This is a genomic window from Tritonibacter mobilis (assembly GCF_001681715.1).
GTDB lineage: Bacteria > Pseudomonadota > Alphaproteobacteria > Rhodobacterales > Rhodobacteraceae > Epibacterium > Epibacterium mobile.
The window spans coordinates 574,582-594,126 of record NZ_LNWY01000005.1 but is presented as its reverse complement, the minus strand read 5'-3'; the positions used below and the strand labels follow the sequence as shown (position 1 = coordinate 594,126).

19 protein-coding genes are annotated in these 19,545 nt (G+C 59.9%); 8 read left to right on the top strand and 11 right to left on the bottom strand.

Annotated features, from left to right (window positions below; all coding sequences use genetic code 11):
* Window positions 1–123: 123 nt before the first annotated feature.
* The 5 genes from UB90_RS06905 to UB90_RS06885 form a co-directional block, all read right to left on the bottom strand.
* The gene (locus UB90_RS06905) at window positions 124–1,341 is read right to left on the bottom strand and encodes a phenylacetate--CoA ligase family protein (RefSeq protein ID WP_065325399.1); all 1,218 of its coding nucleotides are present in this window, start codon (window positions 1,339–1,341) and stop codon (window positions 124–126) included.
* 16 nt (window positions 1,342–1,357) lie between these two features.
* Window positions 1,358–2,194, bottom strand: a complete 837-nt coding sequence (locus UB90_RS06900; RefSeq protein ID WP_009177989.1) for an ABC transporter ATP-binding protein — start codon at window positions 2,192–2,194, stop codon at window positions 1,358–1,360.
* A gap of 117 nt (window positions 2,195–2,311) precedes the next feature.
* Window positions 2,312–3,595, bottom strand: coding sequence for an ABC transporter substrate-binding protein (locus tag UB90_RS06895; protein ID WP_065325400.1), 1,284 nt, complete (start codon window positions 3,593–3,595; stop codon window positions 2,312–2,314).
* Between the two features lie 94 nt (window positions 3,596–3,689).
* On the bottom strand, window positions 3,690–4,766 hold the full coding sequence (locus UB90_RS06890) for a branched-chain amino acid ABC transporter permease (RefSeq protein ID WP_005625524.1): 1,077 nt from the start codon (window positions 4,764–4,766) through the stop codon (window positions 3,690–3,692).
* Window positions 4,767–4,804: 38 nt separating this feature from the next.
* Window positions 4,805–5,065 carry a hypothetical protein gene (locus tag UB90_RS06885; RefSeq protein ID WP_065325401.1) on the bottom strand — a complete coding sequence of 87 codons (261 nt, stop codon included), beginning with the start codon at window positions 5,063–5,065 and terminating at the stop codon, window positions 4,805–4,807.
* A 102-nt stretch (window positions 5,066–5,167) separates the two neighbouring features.
* Between UB90_RS06885 and UB90_RS06880 the strand changes: the two genes are divergently transcribed.
* Window positions 5,168–5,590 carry an SHOCT domain-containing protein gene (locus tag UB90_RS06880; protein WP_065325402.1) on the top strand — a complete coding sequence of 141 codons (423 nt, stop codon included), beginning with the start codon at window positions 5,168–5,170 and terminating at the stop codon, window positions 5,588–5,590.
* A 36-nt stretch (window positions 5,591–5,626) separates the two neighbouring features.
* Here UB90_RS06880 and UB90_RS06875 read toward each other — a convergent pair whose 3' ends face one another.
* The 3 genes from UB90_RS06875 to UB90_RS06865 form a co-directional block, all read right to left on the bottom strand.
* The gene (locus UB90_RS06875) at window positions 5,627–6,613 is read right to left on the bottom strand and encodes a branched-chain amino acid ABC transporter permease (protein ID WP_009178274.1); all 987 of its coding nucleotides are present in this window, start codon (window positions 6,611–6,613) and stop codon (window positions 5,627–5,629) included.
* Window positions 6,614–6,651: 38 nt separating this feature from the next.
* Complete coding sequence (locus UB90_RS06870; RefSeq protein ID WP_005659446.1) at window positions 6,652–7,470, bottom strand: ABC transporter ATP-binding protein; 819 nt, start codon at window positions 7,468–7,470, stop codon at window positions 6,652–6,654.
* An 84-nt stretch (window positions 7,471–7,554) separates the two neighbouring features.
* Window positions 7,555–9,495: an AMP-binding protein gene (locus UB90_RS06865; RefSeq protein WP_065325403.1), complete on the bottom strand. Its 1,941-nt coding sequence runs from the start codon at window positions 9,493–9,495 to the stop codon at window positions 7,555–7,557.
* 294 nt (window positions 9,496–9,789) lie between these two features.
* Here UB90_RS06865 and UB90_RS06860 point away from each other — a divergent pair, with 294 nt between their 5' ends.
* The 7 genes from UB90_RS06860 (at window position 9,790) to UB90_RS06830 (ending at window position 16,534) form a co-directional block, all read left to right on the top strand.
* Window positions 9,790–11,694 carry a hybrid sensor histidine kinase/response regulator gene (locus UB90_RS06860; RefSeq protein ID WP_065325404.1) on the top strand — a complete coding sequence of 635 codons (1,905 nt, stop codon included), beginning with the start codon at window positions 9,790–9,792 and terminating at the stop codon, window positions 11,692–11,694.
* Complete coding sequence (locus UB90_RS06855; RefSeq protein ID WP_065325405.1) at window positions 11,687–12,406, top strand: response regulator transcription factor; 720 nt, start codon at window positions 11,687–11,689, stop codon at window positions 12,404–12,406. Before UB90_RS06860 ends, UB90_RS06855 begins: the two co-directional genes overlap by 8 nt.
* A gap of 243 nt (window positions 12,407–12,649) precedes the next feature.
* Window positions 12,650–12,877: a WGR domain-containing protein gene (locus UB90_RS06850; protein WP_009177464.1), complete on the top strand. Its 228-nt coding sequence runs from the start codon at window positions 12,650–12,652 to the stop codon at window positions 12,875–12,877.
* A 127-nt stretch (window positions 12,878–13,004) separates the two neighbouring features.
* Window positions 13,005–13,661 carry a histidine phosphatase family protein gene (locus tag UB90_RS06845; RefSeq protein WP_065325406.1) on the top strand — a complete coding sequence of 219 codons (657 nt, stop codon included), beginning with the start codon at window positions 13,005–13,007 and terminating at the stop codon, window positions 13,659–13,661.
* Between the two features lie 22 nt (window positions 13,662–13,683).
* Window positions 13,684–14,298: a glutathione S-transferase family protein gene (locus UB90_RS06840; RefSeq protein ID WP_065325407.1), complete on the top strand. Its 615-nt coding sequence runs from the start codon at window positions 13,684–13,686 to the stop codon at window positions 14,296–14,298.
* Between the two features lie 11 nt (window positions 14,299–14,309).
* Window positions 14,310–15,362 carry a saccharopine dehydrogenase gene (locus UB90_RS06835; protein WP_065325408.1) on the top strand — a complete coding sequence of 351 codons (1,053 nt, stop codon included), beginning with the start codon at window positions 14,310–14,312 and terminating at the stop codon, window positions 15,360–15,362.
* A gap of 29 nt (window positions 15,363–15,391) precedes the next feature.
* The gene (locus UB90_RS06830; protein ID WP_065325409.1) at window positions 15,392–16,534 is read left to right on the top strand and encodes a saccharopine dehydrogenase family protein; all 1,143 of its coding nucleotides are present in this window, start codon (window positions 15,392–15,394) and stop codon (window positions 16,532–16,534) included.
* Between the two features lie 58 nt (window positions 16,535–16,592).
* Here UB90_RS06830 and UB90_RS06825 read toward each other — a convergent pair whose 3' ends face one another.
* The 3 genes from UB90_RS06825 to UB90_RS06815 form a co-directional block, all read right to left on the bottom strand.
* Window positions 16,593–16,916, bottom strand: coding sequence for a DUF3775 domain-containing protein (locus tag UB90_RS06825; RefSeq protein ID WP_009177776.1), 324 nt, complete (start codon window positions 16,914–16,916; stop codon window positions 16,593–16,595).
* A gap of 79 nt (window positions 16,917–16,995) precedes the next feature.
* Window positions 16,996–18,312 carry an adenylate/guanylate cyclase domain-containing protein gene (locus UB90_RS06820; RefSeq protein WP_065325410.1) on the bottom strand — a complete coding sequence of 439 codons (1,317 nt, stop codon included), beginning with the start codon at window positions 18,310–18,312 and terminating at the stop codon, window positions 16,996–16,998.
* Window positions 18,309–19,544, bottom strand: a complete 1,236-nt coding sequence (locus UB90_RS06815; protein ID WP_065325411.1) for a DNA recombination protein RmuC — start codon at window positions 19,542–19,544, stop codon at window positions 18,309–18,311. Before UB90_RS06815 ends, UB90_RS06820 begins: the two co-directional genes overlap by 4 nt.
* Window position 19,545 lies beyond the last annotated feature (1 nt).

The following is a 19,545-nucleotide window of genomic DNA, read 5'->3' as shown; positions in this document are numbered from 1 at the left end:
ATCCTGCCTTCAAACAGAGTCGGCCCTGTTTGAAGCATTTTTGTCGGAAATTCCAGCGCGAAACCGCCGCTGCGACGGCATGTCGGCAGCGGCGGCTCCTATCGCTGTACCAGAGAAACCTCGTCAGTCGTAGCTGCGCTGGTCCTCGATCACCAAGCCATCTTTGGGCAGCGTACCCGGTGCCACAATGTCCACGCTGCCCTTGAGCTTCAGCACATCCACGACAGATCGGGCAAAGGTGATCTCATCGCCACCATTGGCCTCGATGCGAACGGTCATTACATCCATCTCGCCACTGCGCGATGCAACGACGCGGGCTTTGACGATCTCGTCGTGTTTGTCGACCAGTGCGGCCACCTGCTCGGGGCGCACAAACATCCCCTTGATCTTGGTGGTCTGGTCCGCGCGGCCCATCCAGCCCTTGATGCGCATATTGGTGCGGCCACAGGGGCTCTGACCGGGCATGACTGCGCTCATATCGCCGGTGGCAAAACGGATCAGCGGGTAATCCCGGTTCAGCGTCGTGACCACAACTTCGCCCACCTCGCCCGGTGCAACCGGGGTGCCGGTGCCGGGGGTGACGATTTCGACGATGACCTGCTCATCGACGATCATGCCCTCCATGGCGGCGCTCTCATAGGCGATATTGCCCAGATCCGCCGTGGCATAGCATTGCAGGCAGGAAATGCCGCGATCCGCATAGTCCTGACGCAGGCTTGGGAACAATGCGCCACCTCCAACCGCCGCCTTTTTGAAGCCCAGTTCGACGCCCATGGCCTCCGCCTTGTCCAGAATCACCTTGAGATAATCGGGCGTTCCTGCATAGGTCGTCGCCCCCACGTCGCGCGCCGCCGTGACCTGCAGTTCGGTCTGACCGGTCCCCGCAGGCAGAACAGAAGCCCCCACCGTGCGGGCACCATTTTCAAAGATCATCCCAGCCGGTGTCAGGTGATAGCCAAAGCAGTTTTGCACCACATCTCCGGGCCCCACGCCCGCCGCATGCAGAAAACGCCCCATGCGCCACCAGTCATGATCCACGCCACCGGGTTCGTAAATCGGCCCCGGAGATTGGAAGATATGGGCAAAGCCGTGTGCGGGTTTTACGGTAAACCCACCAAAGGGCGGCTGTGCGGCCTGCGCCGCGCTCAAATCCGCTTTGCGCAGAACGGGCAATGATGCCAGCGCCTCCACTGAGGTGATCTTTGCCGGGTCTACATCCGCGAACAGGGCGGCAAAACCGGGGGCGGATTTGGCCCGTGCGATCTGTTCCGGCAAAAGCGTCGCCAGATCTGCGGCGCGTTCTTCGGCACTGCGGGTTTCCAGTTTATCAAAAAAAGTCATCTCGTCCCTCCCCGCCTTAGCTCAACCACCTTTTGCGACGGCGATAGGAACGCACATCGCGGAAACTCTTGCGGCCTTCTTCGGACATACCAAGGTAAAATTCTTTTACATCAGGGTTTTCACGCAAATCTGCTGCAGGGCCGTCCATCACCACGCGCCCGGATTCCAGAATGTAACCATAGTGGGCATAGCGCAATGCCACGTTGGTATTCTGCTCAGCCAACAAGAAGGTCACGCCTTCGTTTTCATTGATGGATTTCACAATCTCAAAGATCTGCTCCACCAACTGTGGTGCCAGCCCCATGGAGGGCTCATCCAGCAGGATCGTTTCCGGGCGGCTCATCAGGGCGCGCCCCATGGCCACCATCTGCTGCTCCCCACCGGAGGTGTAGCCAGCCTGACTTTTGCGACGTTCCTTCAGGCGCGGAAAGTAGGTGTAGACCATCTCAAGATCTTCTTGGATCTTGGCGTTGCTATCGCCGCGTGTATAGGCGCCCGTCAGGAGGTTCTCCTCGACTGTCAGATGCTCAAAGCAATGGCGGCCTTCCATCACCTGGATAACGCCGGTCTTTACCAGCTCTGCGGGATCCTGCTCGTGGACATCCTTACCACGATAGCGCACGGAGCCTTTTGTCACCTCGCCGCGTTCGGAATGAAGCAGGTTGGAAATCGCCTTTAGTGTCGTGGTCTTGCCCGCCCCATTGCCACCCAGCAATGCGGTGATGCCGCCTTTGGGCACATTCAGGCTGACACCTTTCAGCACAAGGATCACGTGATTGTAGATCACCTCGATATTGTTGACCTCAAGCAGTGTTTCCGCCTGCACGTCTGTGGAGTTGGCCGCATCCAGCATCTCGACAGCTATCCTTTCGCCAGCGTCCGCTCGGGACGGATCAGATGTGGTCGGTTCCGCCACATCGGGTAAATCTCTTGGTCCGCGCCGGAGCCGAAGCCCCGGCGCGAGGGGCGCTTAGTTGCAGCGCTCTTCGATGTTGTTCTCAGCCGCGTAGGATGCAGAATCCTCTGCCACCAACGTGCCGATCACCTCGCGGTCCGTCGGGTTAAAGCCCGAGATCAGAGACCACGTCTGCGTATCGGCGTCCCACTGGGTCACACCCACCAAACCGGGGCCACCGTGGTTTTCACAGCTGACGTTAAAGGCCGGACCAAAGTTCGCCATGCCAAGAGCGTCCATCTTCTCGGCTGTGATGGAGAGCGCTTCCATCCCGTCGCGCATCATGGACGCGTCGATCTCGGCGGTGCCGTGGATTTCCTGCGCGGTTTTGGCAGCTTCGACCGCCAGCATCGCTGCATACATACCGCGGTTATAGGCAACCTTGCCAACCTGATCGCCGGCACCTGCCGCGAGACCTTTGTCGACGACATATTTGCGCATGTCATCAAACACCGGGAAGTCATCGCCCACGTTGTGGAAGGTCACAGCCTTGTAGCCATCTGCCTTGGCCCCTGCGGGGATCACATCGTGATCCGAACCAGACCACCAGACGCCGATGAAGTTTTCCATCGGGAAGCGGATGTTGGCGGCTTCTTGAATAGCCACCTGGTTCATCACACCCCAACCCCACATCACGACGTAATCGGGGCGATCACGGCGGATCTGCAACCACTGCGATTTCTGCTCTTGGCCGGGATGGTCAACCGGCAGCAGGCTCAACTCAAAACCGTGCTTTTTGCCCAGTTCTTCCAGCGTGCGGATCGGCTCCTTGCCATACGCAGAGTTGTGATAGACCAGCGCAATTTTCTTGCCGTTGAGGTCGCCTGCGTTTTCTTCCAGCAGGTGATTGATCACACCGGACGCGCCGTCCCAATAGTTGGCCGGATAGTTGAAGACGTTGGAGAACACCCTGCCGTTGGCGGCAGAGGTGCGACCGTAGCCCATGGTGTGAAGCGGGATGCCATCTGCGGTCACTTTAGGGATCAACTGGTAGGTGATCCCGGTGGAGAGTGGCTGATAAATCAGAGCCCCTTCGCCCTTGGTGGATTCATAGCATTCCACACCTTTTTCGGTGTTGTAGCCAGTTTCACATTCGATCACGCGCGCCTTGACGCCCCCGATGCCACCGTCGCGCTCATTCACAAGGGTGAAATAGTCGTTATAGCCATCAGAGAACGGAATGCCGCCCGCTGCATAGGGGCCGGTGCGGTAGCTCAGATCCGGGAAGACCAGATCGGCCATTGCGGGGCTTGCTGCAATCAGCGCACTCAGCGCCACGCTCGTCAGTTTCAGTTTCATCGGGTGTCATCCTCCCTGAATTTTTCCGATGTTTTTATAGTTCGGGGCCGACCTCCTCTTGCCGCCCCCGGCGAATGTCTTGTGATCCTGCTCGCTAGTGCGGGAACGGCCAGAGACGCAGTTTTTCTTTGGCAACGCGCCAGAGCTGCGCAAGGCCATGCGGCTCAAGGATCAGGAACGTGATGATCAGCGCGCCAACAATCACCAGCTGGAAATGCGCCACGATATCCGTGGGCCAGCCCAGCCAGTCGACGCCTACGACCTTGAGGATCACCGGCAGCAGCACCAGAAATGCAGCGCCCGCAAAAGAGCCAAAGATCGATCCCAATCCGCCGATGATGACCATGAACAGCACGAGGAACGACTTGTTGATGCCAAAGGCCTCACCGACCTCGACCGCGCCGAGATAGACCGAGAAGAACAGCGCCCCGGAGATGCCGACAAAAAAGCCCGAGACTGCAAAGGCTGTCATTTTTGCCTTCAGGGGGTTCACGCCGATGATTTCAGCCGCAATGTCCATGTCGCGGATCGCCATCCACGTACGCCCTTGGGTGCCCCGTGTCAGATTGCGAGCCATAATGGCGCAGAAGGTCAGGAAAATCAGACAGAACATATAGGTCGCCCAAGCCGGTGCATTGGGGCCGGTGATGATAATGCCAAACACGTCCCGTTCCGGTGCGTTGATCTGGCCAGAGGCCGAGTAGTTGTAGAACCACGGCACCCGGTTGAAGAGCCAGACCAGAAAGAACTGCGCCGCCAAGGTTGCCACCGCAAGGTAAAAGCCCTTGATGCGCAAACTGGGCAAACCAAACAGCACACAGACCAGCCCGGTGATTCCCCCCGCCAGTAACACGTGGATGAACATGGACACCTCGGGAAAGGCCGTCATCAGCTTGTAGCAAGCGTAAGCGCCCACCGCCATGAAGCCCCCGGTGCCCAGCGAGACCTGCCCGCAGTAACCAACAAGGATGTTCAGCCCGATCGCCGCGATCGCGTAGATCAGGAAGGGCAACAGGATCGCATTGACCCAGTAGTCATTGACCAGAAACGGCACCACACCAAAGGCCACGGCCAGCACCGCATAATAGCGGTAGCGGTCGAATTTGATCGGAAAGGTCTGACTGTCCTCGACATAGGAGAGTTTGAAATCCCCGGCTTCACGGTAGAACATGGCTCAGAGGCTCCCTTCTTTGAATTTATCGTTCTGCATCAGACCTCTCCCCAGTTGGACTGTGCCTCATCCCGCTGACCGCGAGTCATGCGGTTAGAGGGTTTCGCGTAGCCTTTGCGCTCTGAGATCCGCACAAGTTTCAGATAGGCGAAGAGCCCACCAAACAGACCCAGTGCCGCCAACAGGGTCGCGATGGTGATCTGCCCGGTGGAGTACCCCTCGCCCGTCAGCGCAAGGTAGCCAAAGGCCCAGAATCCAGACCACGCAATGACGTTCAGCACAGCGATCAGCTTGCTCATAACAGGGCCTCTCCGTTAACCATTTCGTCAGGTTTCCGCGTTTCGCCACATTTTGCCCCAATCTCACCAGCACGTTGCGCGTGGGAAAAGTGAGTGGGTGATATGACCGTAATGCTGGAGAGACTCCGGCAGCTGGATGCTGCACGGAAACGAGGTGACCTGACCGATGCGCAATATGCCGATGCCCGGTCAAAGCTATTGTCGATGGTCGAAGATGCCGAGGTAGAACCCGCCGGACCGCGTGCGCGTGGCGCTGCTGCAGCGAAAGCGGCGCGTCCAAGGCCACGCCCGGCCGCCACGTCCTCCGCGCGCCGCGCCGCACCGATGGTGGCTCCGCAGTCGGATCCTGCCGAGAGCCATGACATGTCGTTCTTCTGGGGGCTTATTCTCGTGGGGCTCTGCGCCGCAGGCTTGATGACCTTCCTCATCGGACGGCTGATTGGGGATATCACCATTGCATTGACGCTCGCAGTCACGGTCTTCGCCGCCGTGGTCATCGCCGCCTTCCAGCGGATGCAGAACTGAGTCTGCACACCGCCGGAGGGGGGGAGGATATGCGCCTCAAACCCGCTCAATGATCTTCTCGCCAAAGAGGCCCTGTGGGCGGAACACGAGGAAAATCAGCGCCAGAACATAGGCAAACCAGTTCTCGGTGGCACCGCCCACCATCGGGCCGATGAGGAACTCAAAGAGTTTCTCGCCCACGCCGATGATCAGCCCGCCCACAATGGCCCCGGGGATCGAGGTGAAACCACCCAGCATCAGCACTGGCAGGGCCTTGAGCGCGATCAGCGACAGCGAGAACTGCACGCCAGATTTTGTGCCCCACATGATGCCGGCAACCAGCGCGACAAATCCCGCAACCGACCAGACCAGCACCCAGATGAAGTTCAGCGAAATCCCCACCGACAGCGCCGCCTGGTGATCATCCGCCACCGCGCGCATGGCCCGGCCTTGCTTGGTGTATTGGCTGAACAACACGAGGCCGGTGACCAGAAGCGCTGCGATGACCGTCGCCACGATATCGAGATTGTCGATAAAGAAGCCGTACCCGAAGATCCCAAAGGTCGTCTCGTCAATCCAGAGGTTGATCCCTTGTGGCAGGCCCACATCAAGCGTCTTGATCTCGGACCCCCACATCAGATCCGCCACACCTTCGAGGAAATAGGCAAGCCCGATGGTGGCCATAAAGAGGATGATCGGCTCTTGCCCCACGAGGTGTTTCATCACGAGGACCTGCACCAGCCACGCCAACAGAACCATCACCGCAACCGTCATCAGGATTGCGACGAATGAGGGAACCGTCCAGCCAAAATGGGTGATATGGCCGCCAAAGACCGCGTTGATCACATGCGAAAACGGCACCTGCCCCTGCATGATCCCCACCAGCGTCATGGCCGCAAACAGCGCCATCACGCCTTGGGCGTAGTTGAAGATACCAGAGGCCTTGTAGATCAGCACGAAGCCCAGCGCGACCAGCGCATAGAGCACCCCGGCCATCAGCCCGTTCAGCGTCACTTCCATGGCAAAGATCAGTTGATCAGGCATGGTCCGCCTCCTTGTTCATTACAATTGTGCAGGCGAGATCAGTCATGAGACACCCCCAGATAGGCGTCGATGACGTCTTGGTTGTTGCGCACTTCGTCCGGTGTGCCATCGCCAATCTTCTTGCCGTAATCCATCACCACCACCCGATCAGACAGGTCCATGACCACGCCCATATCGTGCTCAATCAGGGCAATGGTGGTGCCAAACTCGTCGTTCACATCGAGAATAAAGCGGGACATGTCCTCTTTTTCCTCGACATTCATGCCGGCCATCGGCTCATCCAGCAGCAACAGCTTCGGCTCTGCCGCCAATGCGCGGGCCAGTTCGACGCGTTTCTTCAGACCATAGGGCAGGCGCGCGACGGGCGTTTTGCGGATCGCCTGAATTTCAAGAAAGTCGATGATCTTTTCCACGACTTCGCGGTTCTCGACCTCTTCTTTCTCGGCGCGGCCCTTCCAGAAGGCCTGCTGGAACATGCCCGCCTTCATGTAGTTCAACCGGCCGGTCATCACGTTGTCGAGCACGCTCATACCATCGAACAGCGCGATATTCTGGAACGTACGCGCGATCCCCTGCCGGGCCACCTCATAGGGTTTCATCGGGGGGCGTTTGGCCCCATGAAACCAGACCTCGCCTTCTTGCGGCACGTAAAAACCCGAAATCACGTTCAGCATCGAGGATTTACCGGCACCGTTCGGGCCGATGATCGCGCGGATTTCCCCTTCGCGGATGTCAAAGGAGATATCCTTGATCGCCACCACGCCGCCAAAGCGCAGGGTGATGTTCTTCATCTCCATGACCACGCCGCCAATGGTGCGGCCATCCTCGGTCACATAGCTCTCAGCCGCATCAAGCATGGGCCACTCCTTTGGAATTTCGCGCCAGACGGGACGGCGGGCGGGGCGATGTGCAGCTTGCCTGCACGAGCGTCGTCAAAGCCGTCATTCCGCTGCCACCTGCTGCGCCATGGGTGATTGCACCTTCGCATCCACACAGGTCAGCGTCGCACTGATCGCGCCTTTGCGACCGTCTTCATAGGTCACTTCGGTCCGGGTCGAGATCTGCTCGGAGCCATCATAAAGCGCGGCAATAATGTCGGCGAATTTCTCCTCGACGATGCGACGGCGCACTTTGCGGGTCCGCGTCATTTCACCATCATCTGCGTCTAGTTCCTTGTGCAGCACCACAAAGCGATGCACCTGACAGCCCGACAGCATCTCATCCTGCGCCACCGAGGCATTCACTGCCTCCACATGGTTCCGGATAGTCTCCAGCACGCGCGGATGACCGGCCAGCTCCTGATAGGAGGCATAGGCGATATTGTTGCGCTCCGCCCAGTTGCCCACCGCCGTGAGGTCGATGTTGATGAAGGCCACACAACGGTCGCGGCCATTGCCAAACAGCACCGCCTCCAGAATATCCGGATAGAACTTCAGCTTGTTCTCGACGTATTTCGGCGCAAACATCGCGCCGCTGGCCATTTTGCCAACATCCTTGGCCCGGTCGATAATCCGCAGATGGCCGGAACTTTCCTCGATAAAGCCCGCATCGCCCGTGGCGACCCACCCCTCGGCGTCCTTGGTCGAGGCGGTGGCTTCCGCGTTCTTGTAGTATTCGACAAAAGTGCCCGGCGAGCGGTAATGGATCTCGCCCTTGTCGTCGATCTTGATCTCCACATCTGGCGCAGGCACGCCCACGGTATCGGCGCGCACTTCGCCATCGGGCTGCACGGTGATGAATACCGTGGCCTCTGTCTGACCATAAAGCTGTTTGAGGTTGATCCCCAGCGAGCGGTAGAAATCAAAAATCTCCGGCCCGATCGCCTCCCCCGCCGTATAGCCGACACGGATACGGCCATAGCCAAGCGTATCCTTCAGGGGACCGTAGACCAAGAGATCCCCAAGGCGATACTTCAACCGGTCCATCATGCCGACGGGTTTGCCATCCAGGATCAGACCGCCGACTTTCTTGGCATGGGCCAAGAAGTGATGAAACATCTTCTGCTTCAGCTTTCCTGCGTCTTCCATGCGGATCATCACATTGGTCAGCTGACCCTCAAAAACGCGCGGCGGTGCAAAGAAATAGGTTGGACCGATCTCACGCAGATCGGTCATCATGGTGTCTTCGCTCTCGGGGCAATTGACACAGAACCCGCACCAGTAGGACTGCCCCAGCGAAAAGATGAAATCCCCCACCCAGGCCATCGGCAGATAGGACAGGATGTCTTCTTTTTCGGTGAGCTTGTCGAACATGCTCACGTTCTTGGCGCTCTCGACAACATTGCGATTGGAGAGCACCACGCCCTTGGGCCGCCCGGTGGTGCCCGACGTATAGAGCATCACGCAGATGGAATCATAAGTGAGCTTGGCTTTGCGCGCCGCCAGATCATCGCTGAATTCATCGCGCGCGGCACGTCCCTGTTCCTGCACGTGGCTATATTGATGCAACTGGTGATGGTCGTATTTGCGCAGGCCCTTCGGGTCCACGTAGATCATGTGCTTGAGGTTGGTCAGTTGGTCCTTGACCTCGATGACCTTGTCGACCTGCTCCTGATCGCCGGCGATCACATAGGCCGCACCACAGTGATCAAGCACATAGGCCATCTCTTCGGCGCTGGAATCCTGATAGACAGGCACCGGCACCGCGCCAACACTTTGCGCCGCAACCATCGACCAATAGAGCGAAGGCCGGTTGCGACCGATAATGGCGATAAAATCTCCCTCAGCCACGCCGAGGTTCAACAGACCCAGTGCAAGCGCCTCGATTTCCTCGGCGGTTTGCTTCCAGGTCCAGCTTTGCCAGATGCCAAACTCCTTTTCCCGGTAGGCCGGGCGGTTGGCATGGACAGTTGCGTTTCTCTCCAGCAGGGCCGGAACAGACATAAGCTGCCCGGCGCCAGACGATGTCTGCGCAGCGGTCTGAGACACGTATTTACTCCTCCCATATCCGGTCCTCCCCGACCGGATTGATCGCTTCTCCCACAGGTGCGGCGTGCGATCCTTATGTCCGCATTAGGACTGCTCCTTTGTAACAAAGCAAGTTTTTCGCGATGATTTCTGAAACCTATCGAATTGTAACAAGGTCGCGAAAATGCGACGCTGGGGCCGAGCCGACCGGCGCAAGAAGCCGCTTTGCCAATGCTGCGCAAGCTGCTAGCCCATACGTGGGGAGCTCAAATGAAACAAACCACAGCACAGCGAATGGCGATGATTGACGCCGGACTCAACCTGATTGCGCAGGCGATGTCGATCTATGACAGTGATTTGCGCCTCGCCGCCTGCAACCATCGCTTTCAGGAAATGTTCTCTCTGCCCCCCGAATTGATCAAGGTCGGTGCCACCTTCAGGGACACCATCCGCTTCATTGCGGAGCAGGGCGATTATGGCCCTATTGATGACATCGAGTCCTTCGTGCAACTGCGTGTCGATCAGGCCCGCGCCTTTGTGCCTCATTATGTCGAACGCCAGCGCGCCAATGGGCATGTGATTTCGATCGAGGGCGCGCCCCTGCCGCAGGGCGGCTGGGTGACCGTTTACACTGACATCACCCGTACCAAACGGGTCGAGGAATTGCTGCGCGCCCGGTCCGAGGAACTCTCGGATCAGGTGATGAGCTACACCGAAGAGCTTTCGGCCACCAACCGCAAGCTGGCCGCGACCATCACCACGCTGGAGGAAACCAAGCGTCAACTCACCCAGACCGAGGCCCGCACGCGCCTGACCACCGAAATGATGCCCGCGCATATCGCCCATGTGGACCCGGAGGGATATTACACCTTCACCAACGGGCGTCTGAACAAGGTGTTTCCCGGGCGCCCCTCCGATATTCTTGGCGAACATATTGCTGACGCCCTGGGGCCAGCCGCATATGGCCGCATTGCCCCGCATCTGGACGCCGCCTATCAGGGCGAAAGCCCGGTGTTTGAGTTCACGGAGGATCACGACAGCCGCCGCCTGCGGGTGGCCTTTACGCCCGACAATGAGGGCGGCGTCTTTATCCTGTCGATGGACGTGACCGAGGAAACCCAAACCCGTGTCGCACTGCAACAGGCCCGCAAACGTGAAATCGCGGCACAGATGACCAGCGGTCTGGCGCATGATTTCTCCAATCTGCTGACTATTATCCTTGGTATGCAGACCCGTCTGGCCCGTATTTCTCTGCCCGAAGGTGCTGGCGAGCTGGTTGAGGCCACGCTATCGGCCGCACGACGTGGGGGGCGTCTGCTGGACCGAATGGCGGAGATGACAAGTCACCGGGGATTGCGCCCGCAAGCCACTGATTTGCACGCGCTGCTGGAGGAGATGAAAATCCTCGCCACGCCCTCACTGCCACAGGGCATTGGCCTCAGCGTGCTGGATAATACTGGCGAGGGTCGGTTCCTTCTTGATCCGGGCCGGTTGCAGGATGCGCTTTTGAACCTGATCCTGAATGCCCGTGACGCCTGCGGCACCAGTGGACAAATCACTGTTGCCGCCCATTTGGTCGGGCAAACATGGATTGAGTTCTCCGTGAATGACACAGGTCCGGGGTTTTCCACGCAAGCCCTTGAAAACGCGCTCAATCCATTTTTCACCACCAAAGGTCAGGAAGGCTCGGGCCTCGGGCTGTCGATGGTCTATGACATGGTGAAATCCGCCGGCGGTGACATTCGCATCAGCAACACAGTGTCAGGTGCCATGGTCACCTTGCGCCTGCCCCACCGCCCAGCGCCCATGGCAGCGGGCGGCATTGCTCTGTTGGTGGAGGACAGCGACGCACTCCGGGCGACCTACCGGCAAGTGTTGATGGACCTTGGATATTCGGTGATTGAGGCCACCAGCGTGGACGAGGCCATAGCACTACTGGCCGATGTGGAGGGGATCGCGCTGATCCTGTCGGACATTAAACTTGAGGGCGAGGCCACTGGTGTCGATCTCTGTGCGCGGCTCGGGCCAGACGCGCCGCCGGTCGTGTTGATGACCTCCCTGCCCCACACGGACCCGCTTTACCGCGCGGCATTGGCCTCTGCGCCGCTGTTGCCCAAACCCTTTGAAAGCCCCCATCTGATGGCGCTCCTGCAACAAAAGGCCGACCATGCGTGATGCCAATCAATCCCCGCTCGTGACAATCCTCGATGATGAGCCCGAGATCCGCCAGCTGTTGACCGAGACACTGGAAGACGCGGGCTATCGCACGCAGAGCTTTTCCCGCGCGCGCGATTTCGAGGCGGCGCTCAAACGGGTGACGCCGGATGTCTGTCTGGTGGATCTGTCACTGCCCGACACCGACGGGCTGGCTTTGGTTCATCGGCTGGCGCTGGAACAGGGCGCCAGCGTCATCATCATCTCGGGCCGGGCACAGGTGCAGGATCGGGTAACAGGGCTGGAGCTGGGGGCGGATGATTACATCACCAAGCCATTTGATCCCGCCGAGGTCGTCGCGCGCATCCGGGTGCGCCTGCGCGACACGCCGCGTAGTGGTCAAACGCCATCCGGGGATCGCGCACAATTCTCAGGCTGGACCGCACATTTCGACCGCTACGCGCTTGAGGATGAGAACGGAGGCGAGACAGCCTTTTCCCACGCTGAAGGCGAGGTGCTCAGGCTGTTTCTGGAAAGCCCAAAGCGGCTGATCTCGCGCACACAGATGATGGAACGTCTGGGCGGAGGGGCGGGCGACAGTTTCGACCGCGCCATGGATGTGCGGGTCTCGCGCCTGCGCACAAAACTGCGCGAGGACCCCAAGAACCCGCGCCTCATCAAAACCATCTATGGCGCAGGCTATATTTTTCTGGGCGATGTCAGCTGGAGCTGATCACTTATTGGCGAAACGGATACCCTGATCACGAGGGGGCGCTCCCGCCCCTGCAGGTGCCTTGCCTGCGGCAAACCCCCTTGGCAGCGTTGGGCCGAGCGCTTGCCCGGCCGGGCAAGCGGTCAAGCCGCGCCATAGGCGCGGCGCCGGGCCCAACGGGAGCGGAGGAGATTTCTCCTCTGGCGACGGGCGGGAGGGCCCCCGCCTCTTGCAGCGGTGATTCGGCTGGCGTAAAAAGACAATATGACCACCTGTCTGCTCTATAACCATGCGCAAACCCGCCCCGCCCGGTTCTACCGGATCGAACTGGCGATGAACCTCTTTGACGAGGTCTCGCTCTTGCGGGAGTGGGGCATCAAAGGGGGCAAGGGGTGCTCAACAATCAACATCTTCGGCAATCTGCGCGAGGCCTCCGTCGCGGCAGACCGCCATCGTCACCGGATGTTGAAACGCGGCTACGACCGCGCCTGAGCGCCACAGTTTCGACTGCCTGCATCTGGCGCGTCGCTCACCGCGCGCTCACACCCAATGCAGTTTGACCCTTTTAACCCGGACGCCCCTCCCCTAGTACTTCTGCAACAGGATCGAAGGGGCGCGCATGTCAGAGATAACGCTGGTCCGCCACGGCCAGGCCAATACCGGAGCACGGGATGAAGCCAGCTACGACAAGCTGAGCGCCCTTGGTCATCAGCAGGCCCAATGGCTGGGTAACTATCTGCGCAACTGTAAGGACCACTACGCCCGCATCTATTGCGGCACCCTGACCCGGCACGAAGAAACCGCCCGCACCATGGGCTTTGATGCGGGGCAATTGATCCGTGACCCCCGCCTCAACGAGATGGAATATTTCACCCTCGCACAGAGGATGGAAGCCCAGCACGGCCTGCCGATCCCGCAAGAACGCGAGGGATTTGTCGCCCATCTCCCACAGGTTTTTGCCGCGTGGGAGGCCGACAAGATCGGCGCCCCGCCAGAAAGCTGGCGTGATTTTGAATCCCGAACCAAAGCCGCACTCGCAGAGATCGCAGAAGGTGAAGGCCCCGCATTGGTGGTCACATCAGGCGGGCTGATCTCCATGGTGATGCGTCAATGTCTGGGGCTCGATACGGCAGCAACCGCGCGTATGGCGCTGGCGATCATGAACACCTCGCTGCACCGTTTGCACAATATCGGTGGGATCCATGCGCCGGTCCTCTTTAATGCGGTGCCGCATCTGGAAGAGCCGGACCGGCAATACGCGCGCACCCACCTCTGAAATCCCCGCACAGGAGACAGCCATGCAACTTTACTACGCGCCCCACACCATCTCCATTGCGGTCGCCATCGCGCTCGAAGAGGCTGGCCTCGCCTATGAGGCCATAAAGATCGATTTTGCCGAAAAACAGCAAACGACCAAAGCCTATCATCAGATCAACCCGAAGGGCCGCGTGCCGGCTTTGGTGGTCGAAGGCGGTATCCTCACAGAGACCGGTGCGCTGTTGGAGTATATTGCCGATCTGGCCCCTGATGCCGGATTGCGCCCCACCGATCCGGTCCGAGTAGCCCGCATGCGCGAGGTGATGTTCTATCTTGCCTCCACCATGCATGTGAACCATGCCCACAAACTGCGCGGCGCGCGATGGGCCTCCAATCCCGCCTCGTTCAAGGACATGACCCGCAAAGTGCCCGAAACGATGGCTGCCTCCTGCGAGTACATCTGCAACCACGGCCTACGCGGCCCGTTTGTTCTGGGTGACTCGCTGAGCCTCGCCGATTGCTACCTCTACGTGATCAGCACCTGGCTGGAAGGCGACGGGGTCAAGCTTACGGGCTTTCCAAAACTCCAAGCCTTTATGGAGGCAATGGAAGCACGCGACAGCGTCAAAGCTGTGCGCGCCAAAGATATGCTTTGAAGGACAAGACTATGACACATCTCTGGGTCCGGGCCGAGCAACGCCCGAACGAGGATCGCGTGGGGCTGACGCCTGCGGGGGCCAAAGCCCTGTTGGACGCAGGCATTCGCGTCACCGTCGAAGACAGCCACAGCCGCGCCATCCCGCTGCAAGGCTACATCGACGCAGGCTGCGAGATTGCGGCAGAAAACTCCTGGCCAGATGCGCCGCGCGACGCGATCATCTTTGGCCTGAAAGAACTGCCCGAGGACGGCACCCCTCTGCCCCATCGCCACATCATGTTCGGCCATGCCTTCAAGGGCCAGCATTCCGGCAAGGAGCTTTTGCGACGGTTCCGCGAGGGTGGCGGGGCGCTGTATGATCTGGAATATCTTGTGGACGAGACCGGACGCCGGGTTGCCGCCTTTGGCTACTGGGCGGGCTATGCGGGGGCTGCCGTGACACTCAAGGCATGGGCCGCGCAACAACGCGGTGAAGTCTGTGGCCCGGTTGGTGTCTACAAAGACAAGGACGCTCTGCTCTCTGATCTGGGGGATGAGCTGGATGCATCCGGCGCTGAGCGTCCCACAGCCATTGTCATCGGAGCCCTGGGGCGCGTGGGTACTGGCGCGGCGGACCTCTGCGAGGCGATGGGCGTCACGGTCACAAAGTGGGATATGAAAGAGACCGCTAGCGGCGGGCCGTTTCCCGAGATCCTCAACCACGATCTGTTCCTGAACTGCATCTTCGCGCGCCCCGGCACACCTGTGTTTGTGCCGCAAGACGCGCTTCAGGCCGACCGTAAGCTCACCGCAATTGGTGATGTGGCCTGCGATCCTGACAGCGACTACAATCCGGTTCCGGTCTATTCCCGTGCCACCACATGGGACGCACCTGTGCTGCGTGTTGCCAACGCCCCGGTGCTGGATGTGATGGCCATCGACAACCTGCCCTCGATGCTACCCGCCGAGAGCTCCGAGGATTATGCAGACCAACTGCTGGCCAGCCTCTTGACCCTGTCCGATCTGGATGCGGGTGTCTGGGGCCGGGCCAAGGCAGTCTTTGACGAACATGTGGCGGGCTAACCAGCCTGCCCGGACGAAGGAGAACAACTATGACTATTCACTGGTGCGGCACTGGCCTCTCCGCGATTCCCGGCCTGCGTCGCCTGCTTGAAGCGGGCCACGACGTGGCCGTCTGGAACCGTACACCCGAAAAAGCCGCCGAGGCTGTTGGCGACCTCACCACCAACATCCACAAGTTTTCCATCGCGCGTCTGTCGGAACTCCTCAGCCCCGCTGACGTGGTGGTCTCGATGCTGCCCGGCGACTGGCATGTAGAACTGGCAGAACTCGCCATCAACAATGGCGCGCATTTTGTGTCCTCCTCCTATATCTCGCCGGAGATGCGGGCGCTGGATCGGAAAGCCAAGGACGCAGGCGTCGCGCTGGTCAATGAGGTCGGGCTTGATCCGGGCATTGATCACCTGATGGCGCATGCCTTGGTGGCCGAATATGCGGAATCCCCCGCCTTCGACCCCGACAATGAGGTCAGCTTTCTGTCCTATTGCGGCGGCATCCCCAAAACCCCAAATCCCTTCCGCTACAAGTTCAGCTGGTCGCCTCTGGGCGTGCTCAAGGCCCTGCGGTCCCCCTCACGTTCGATCCGCGATTTTGAGGTCCTCGACGTGGCACGCCCTTGGGACGCAATCTCCACCTATGACGCGCCTCTGGCCACGCCGGAGAGCTTTGAGGTTTATCCCAACCGCGACAGCCTGCCCTTCATGGCGCAATACCACTTTGACAAGGACTGGAAGGTCAAAACCTTCGTGCGCGGCACCCTGCGTCTGGATGGCTGGACCGAGGCCTGGGCGGATGTCTTCAAAGAGGTCGAAACACTTGAAGGCCCCGAAGGCGATGCCCGGCTCAAGGAAATGTCCGACCAGTTCTGGGATGAGAACGCCTATGACGAGGGCGAGCCGGATCGTGTGGTGCTCTGCGTGGACCTCAAGGCGGAAAAAGACGGCCAGACCAAATGGCACAAGACCTATGTGATGGACGCATGGGGCGACGAGCGCGGCAGCGCCATGGCGCGTCTGGTGTCCTATCCGGTGTCCTATGCCATCGAGGCCGCGATGAACGGCAAGATCACCCCCGGCGTCAGCGCCGCGCCGAGTGATCCGGCGCTTGTCGACAGCTGGATGGGTCGGATCGGCGCGCTGGCCCAGCACCTTCAGGTGGTGTCACACCGCTCCTGAAATCAGTGAACTCAAGAGAGTCCCGCCAGAGAGATCTGGCGGGACTTTCTCTTGTTATTTACCGCCCCATGACATCCTCGGCGGCGGCGGTCACATCAACGCCCAGCGCCTCCAATCCCGCCTCAATGTCATAGGCAAGGTTCGGGGTCGCGAGGAGATAATCCTCGGTTGGCGTGGTTTTCTCGGCGCGCGCCGTGGCCACCGCCTGACCAAACTCCTCCGCCTCAAAAACACCGCGCCCCACCCAGACCAGAGCCACAAGCTCCGCCTGCTCATCTTCATTCATGTCGGCAATGAAGGCGCGCAGCTCAGGTTCCGCACGCTCGATCTCACGCGCCATCAGCGCGACCTGTTCCGCCTTGTTGCTTGCAATCTCGACCATCCTGCGCGTCCTTCCATGAAGCTATCGGGTACCGCAACAGTGACACCCATCGCAGGCCGCGACCTTGATCTACAGCAAATCAGGCCACACCGGGCTCACGCATGCGCTCCTTGCGCCCAAAGAGGGCAAGTGGCTGGCTGCGCCCGCGCAAGGGCGCCGGTTCCAGCGCAATCCAGTCCTCGCGCGCGGGCTCCCCTGCCGCCTCAAGAACCGCGTCCGATACGATGATCTCCATTTCACAGGTCTTGGTCATCTGCTCCAGTCGCGCCGCGATGTTCACCGTGTCGCCGAGCGCAGTGTACTCCAGCCGGTCCTCATCACCGACCACGCCGGAAAACACCTCGCCCCAATGCAGCCCGATCCCCACATGCACCGCGCTACGTCCTTCTTTCTGACGCGCATCAGACCAGTCGTACATTTCATCAGAGAGACGCCGCGCGCAGTCCAGCGCGCGATGGGGCGCGCCCTCGCCGTCAAACAATAACATCGCACCGTCCCCGATGAACTTGTCCACCATACCACCGGTCTCACGCGCCGCTTTTTGCACGCGGATACGGTACTCTGTCACAAAGCCCCCCACCTCGGCAGGATCACGTCCTTCAGCCCAAGAGGTGAAGCCGCGAATGTCCACGAACATCACTCCCATGTCCTGCCGCTGCTCCTGACGCATATCGTCAAGGTTTTCACCCTGCACCCGGTTCGCCAGCCGCGCAGGCAAATAGCGCGTCAGCAGCAGGCGCTTTTCTGTCTCGATCAGCGCGCGATGCAACAGATCCCGCAACGCCGCCGCGGCCACCACCAAAACCACGCCCGCCAGCAAAATCATGGTCAGCCGCACAATATTGGGCGGCACCGACACCAGATGCTTCAGGCGATTGGCTATCTCTGGCGACACAGTCACATCGCTGACAAAGCTCAGGTATCCCAAGCCCCCAACGATCAGGGCCACGCAATAGGCCTGCAAATAAGGATTAAACCGCAACACTGCAAAGGCCAGAACCACCGGCACCAGCCATGTAGGTGGCAACAGGAATGTCAGCGCGCCGGGCATGGAGACATTCTCCAATCCCACCCATGCATTCACCAGCATGAACAGGCAATCGAGCGTCACAACCGGCCAGACCATCCAGCGCCGAAACCGCCCGCTGCGGGCCAGCCACAGGCTGAACACCCCCAACAAAAGATATGACACCATCGACAGGATCGCAAAGATCCACTGTTTGCGCAGAAAGTCGGCAATCTCAGCCGGGGGTTCTCCCACCGCTAGGAAGAAAACCACCATCAACCCCAGCGCCACAAAGATCCGCAGGATAGAGACGACCTTTTCCGCCCTGAGCTCTGCTTCGCGCAACAGCGCCGCATCCGGCGCCATCCGGCGACGTGCCAGCCGGATCATTCGCCCGGGCGCTCCAGCGCCACCACCTGAGCCATGCTATCGGGGCTCAGTTCCTCAAAGTCGAAATTATCAAGCCGCTGGGCCCGTCGTCCGGCCTTGTCGGCGCTGATCTTGATGTCGGCGATATCCTTCTGCGCTTGGCTGAAATGCCGGTCCAGATTGCCAACCCGGTCGCCGAGACGCTCCACATCCTTGTGCAGCAGACCCAGCTCTGTGCGGATTGCACCGGCCTGTTCGCGCATGCGCGCATCTTTCAGGATTGCACGCATGGTGTTGAGGGTCGCCATGCAGGTGGTGGGTGACACGATCCAGACCTTGAGCGAAAATCCTTCGCGCACCACGTCAGAGAAATTCGCATGTAACTCCGCATAAACAGCCTCAGAGGGCAGAAACATCAGCGCCCCGTCGGCGGTTTCCCCATCAAGGATGTATTTCTCCGAAATGTCGCGGATATGCTTGCGCAACGCCCCCTTCAGGAGCCGCGCCGCCTGCGCACGGGCCTCTTGGGTCTCGGCATTGCGCAGCGCCTCATAGGGTTCCAACGGGAACTTGCTGTCGATCACGATCGGCCCCGGCGGGTTGGGCAGATGGATCAGACAGTCCGCCCGCTTGCCGTTCGAGAGCGTGTATTGAAACGCATAGGCATCGCTGGGAAGCGCCTTTGACACGATGTCATTGAGCTGGATCTCTCCAAAGGCCCCGCGGGTCTGCTTGTTCGACAGGATATCCTGCAAGGACAAGACATCGCCTGACAGTTTGGTGATATTGTCCTGCGCCTTGTCGATCACCGCAAGCCGTTCCTGCAACTGCGTGAGCGAGGTGGCGGTGCGCTTGGCGTTGCCGTGCAGGCTCTCGGTCATGCGCTCCTGCATCTCTGTCATGGCCCGCGCTTGCCTCATGGCGTTGTCGGCCAGCCGGTCATTCATCCGTTGCTGCACGTCGCCCAGCCGCGCTTCCATGGTTTGCAGGATCTGCAACTGCGCATTGGCTTGGGTGTCAGACACCGTCTGCAGATTGCCCCGCAGCGCCTCCTGGCCGGAGGATAACTGCTGCGCCACCTGCCCCAGCGTGCTCATTTGATGGGTCAACGGTTCAATCGCACGCGCCGCGCGGGCAGAGTTGCGCATCGACTGGATCAGGAGCGCAAATAGCAGGACCACCCCCACTGCGGCCCCCAGCAGGATCATTTCCAGACTGTCCATATTCGCGATGGCAATGTCCGTGCCGTCCATC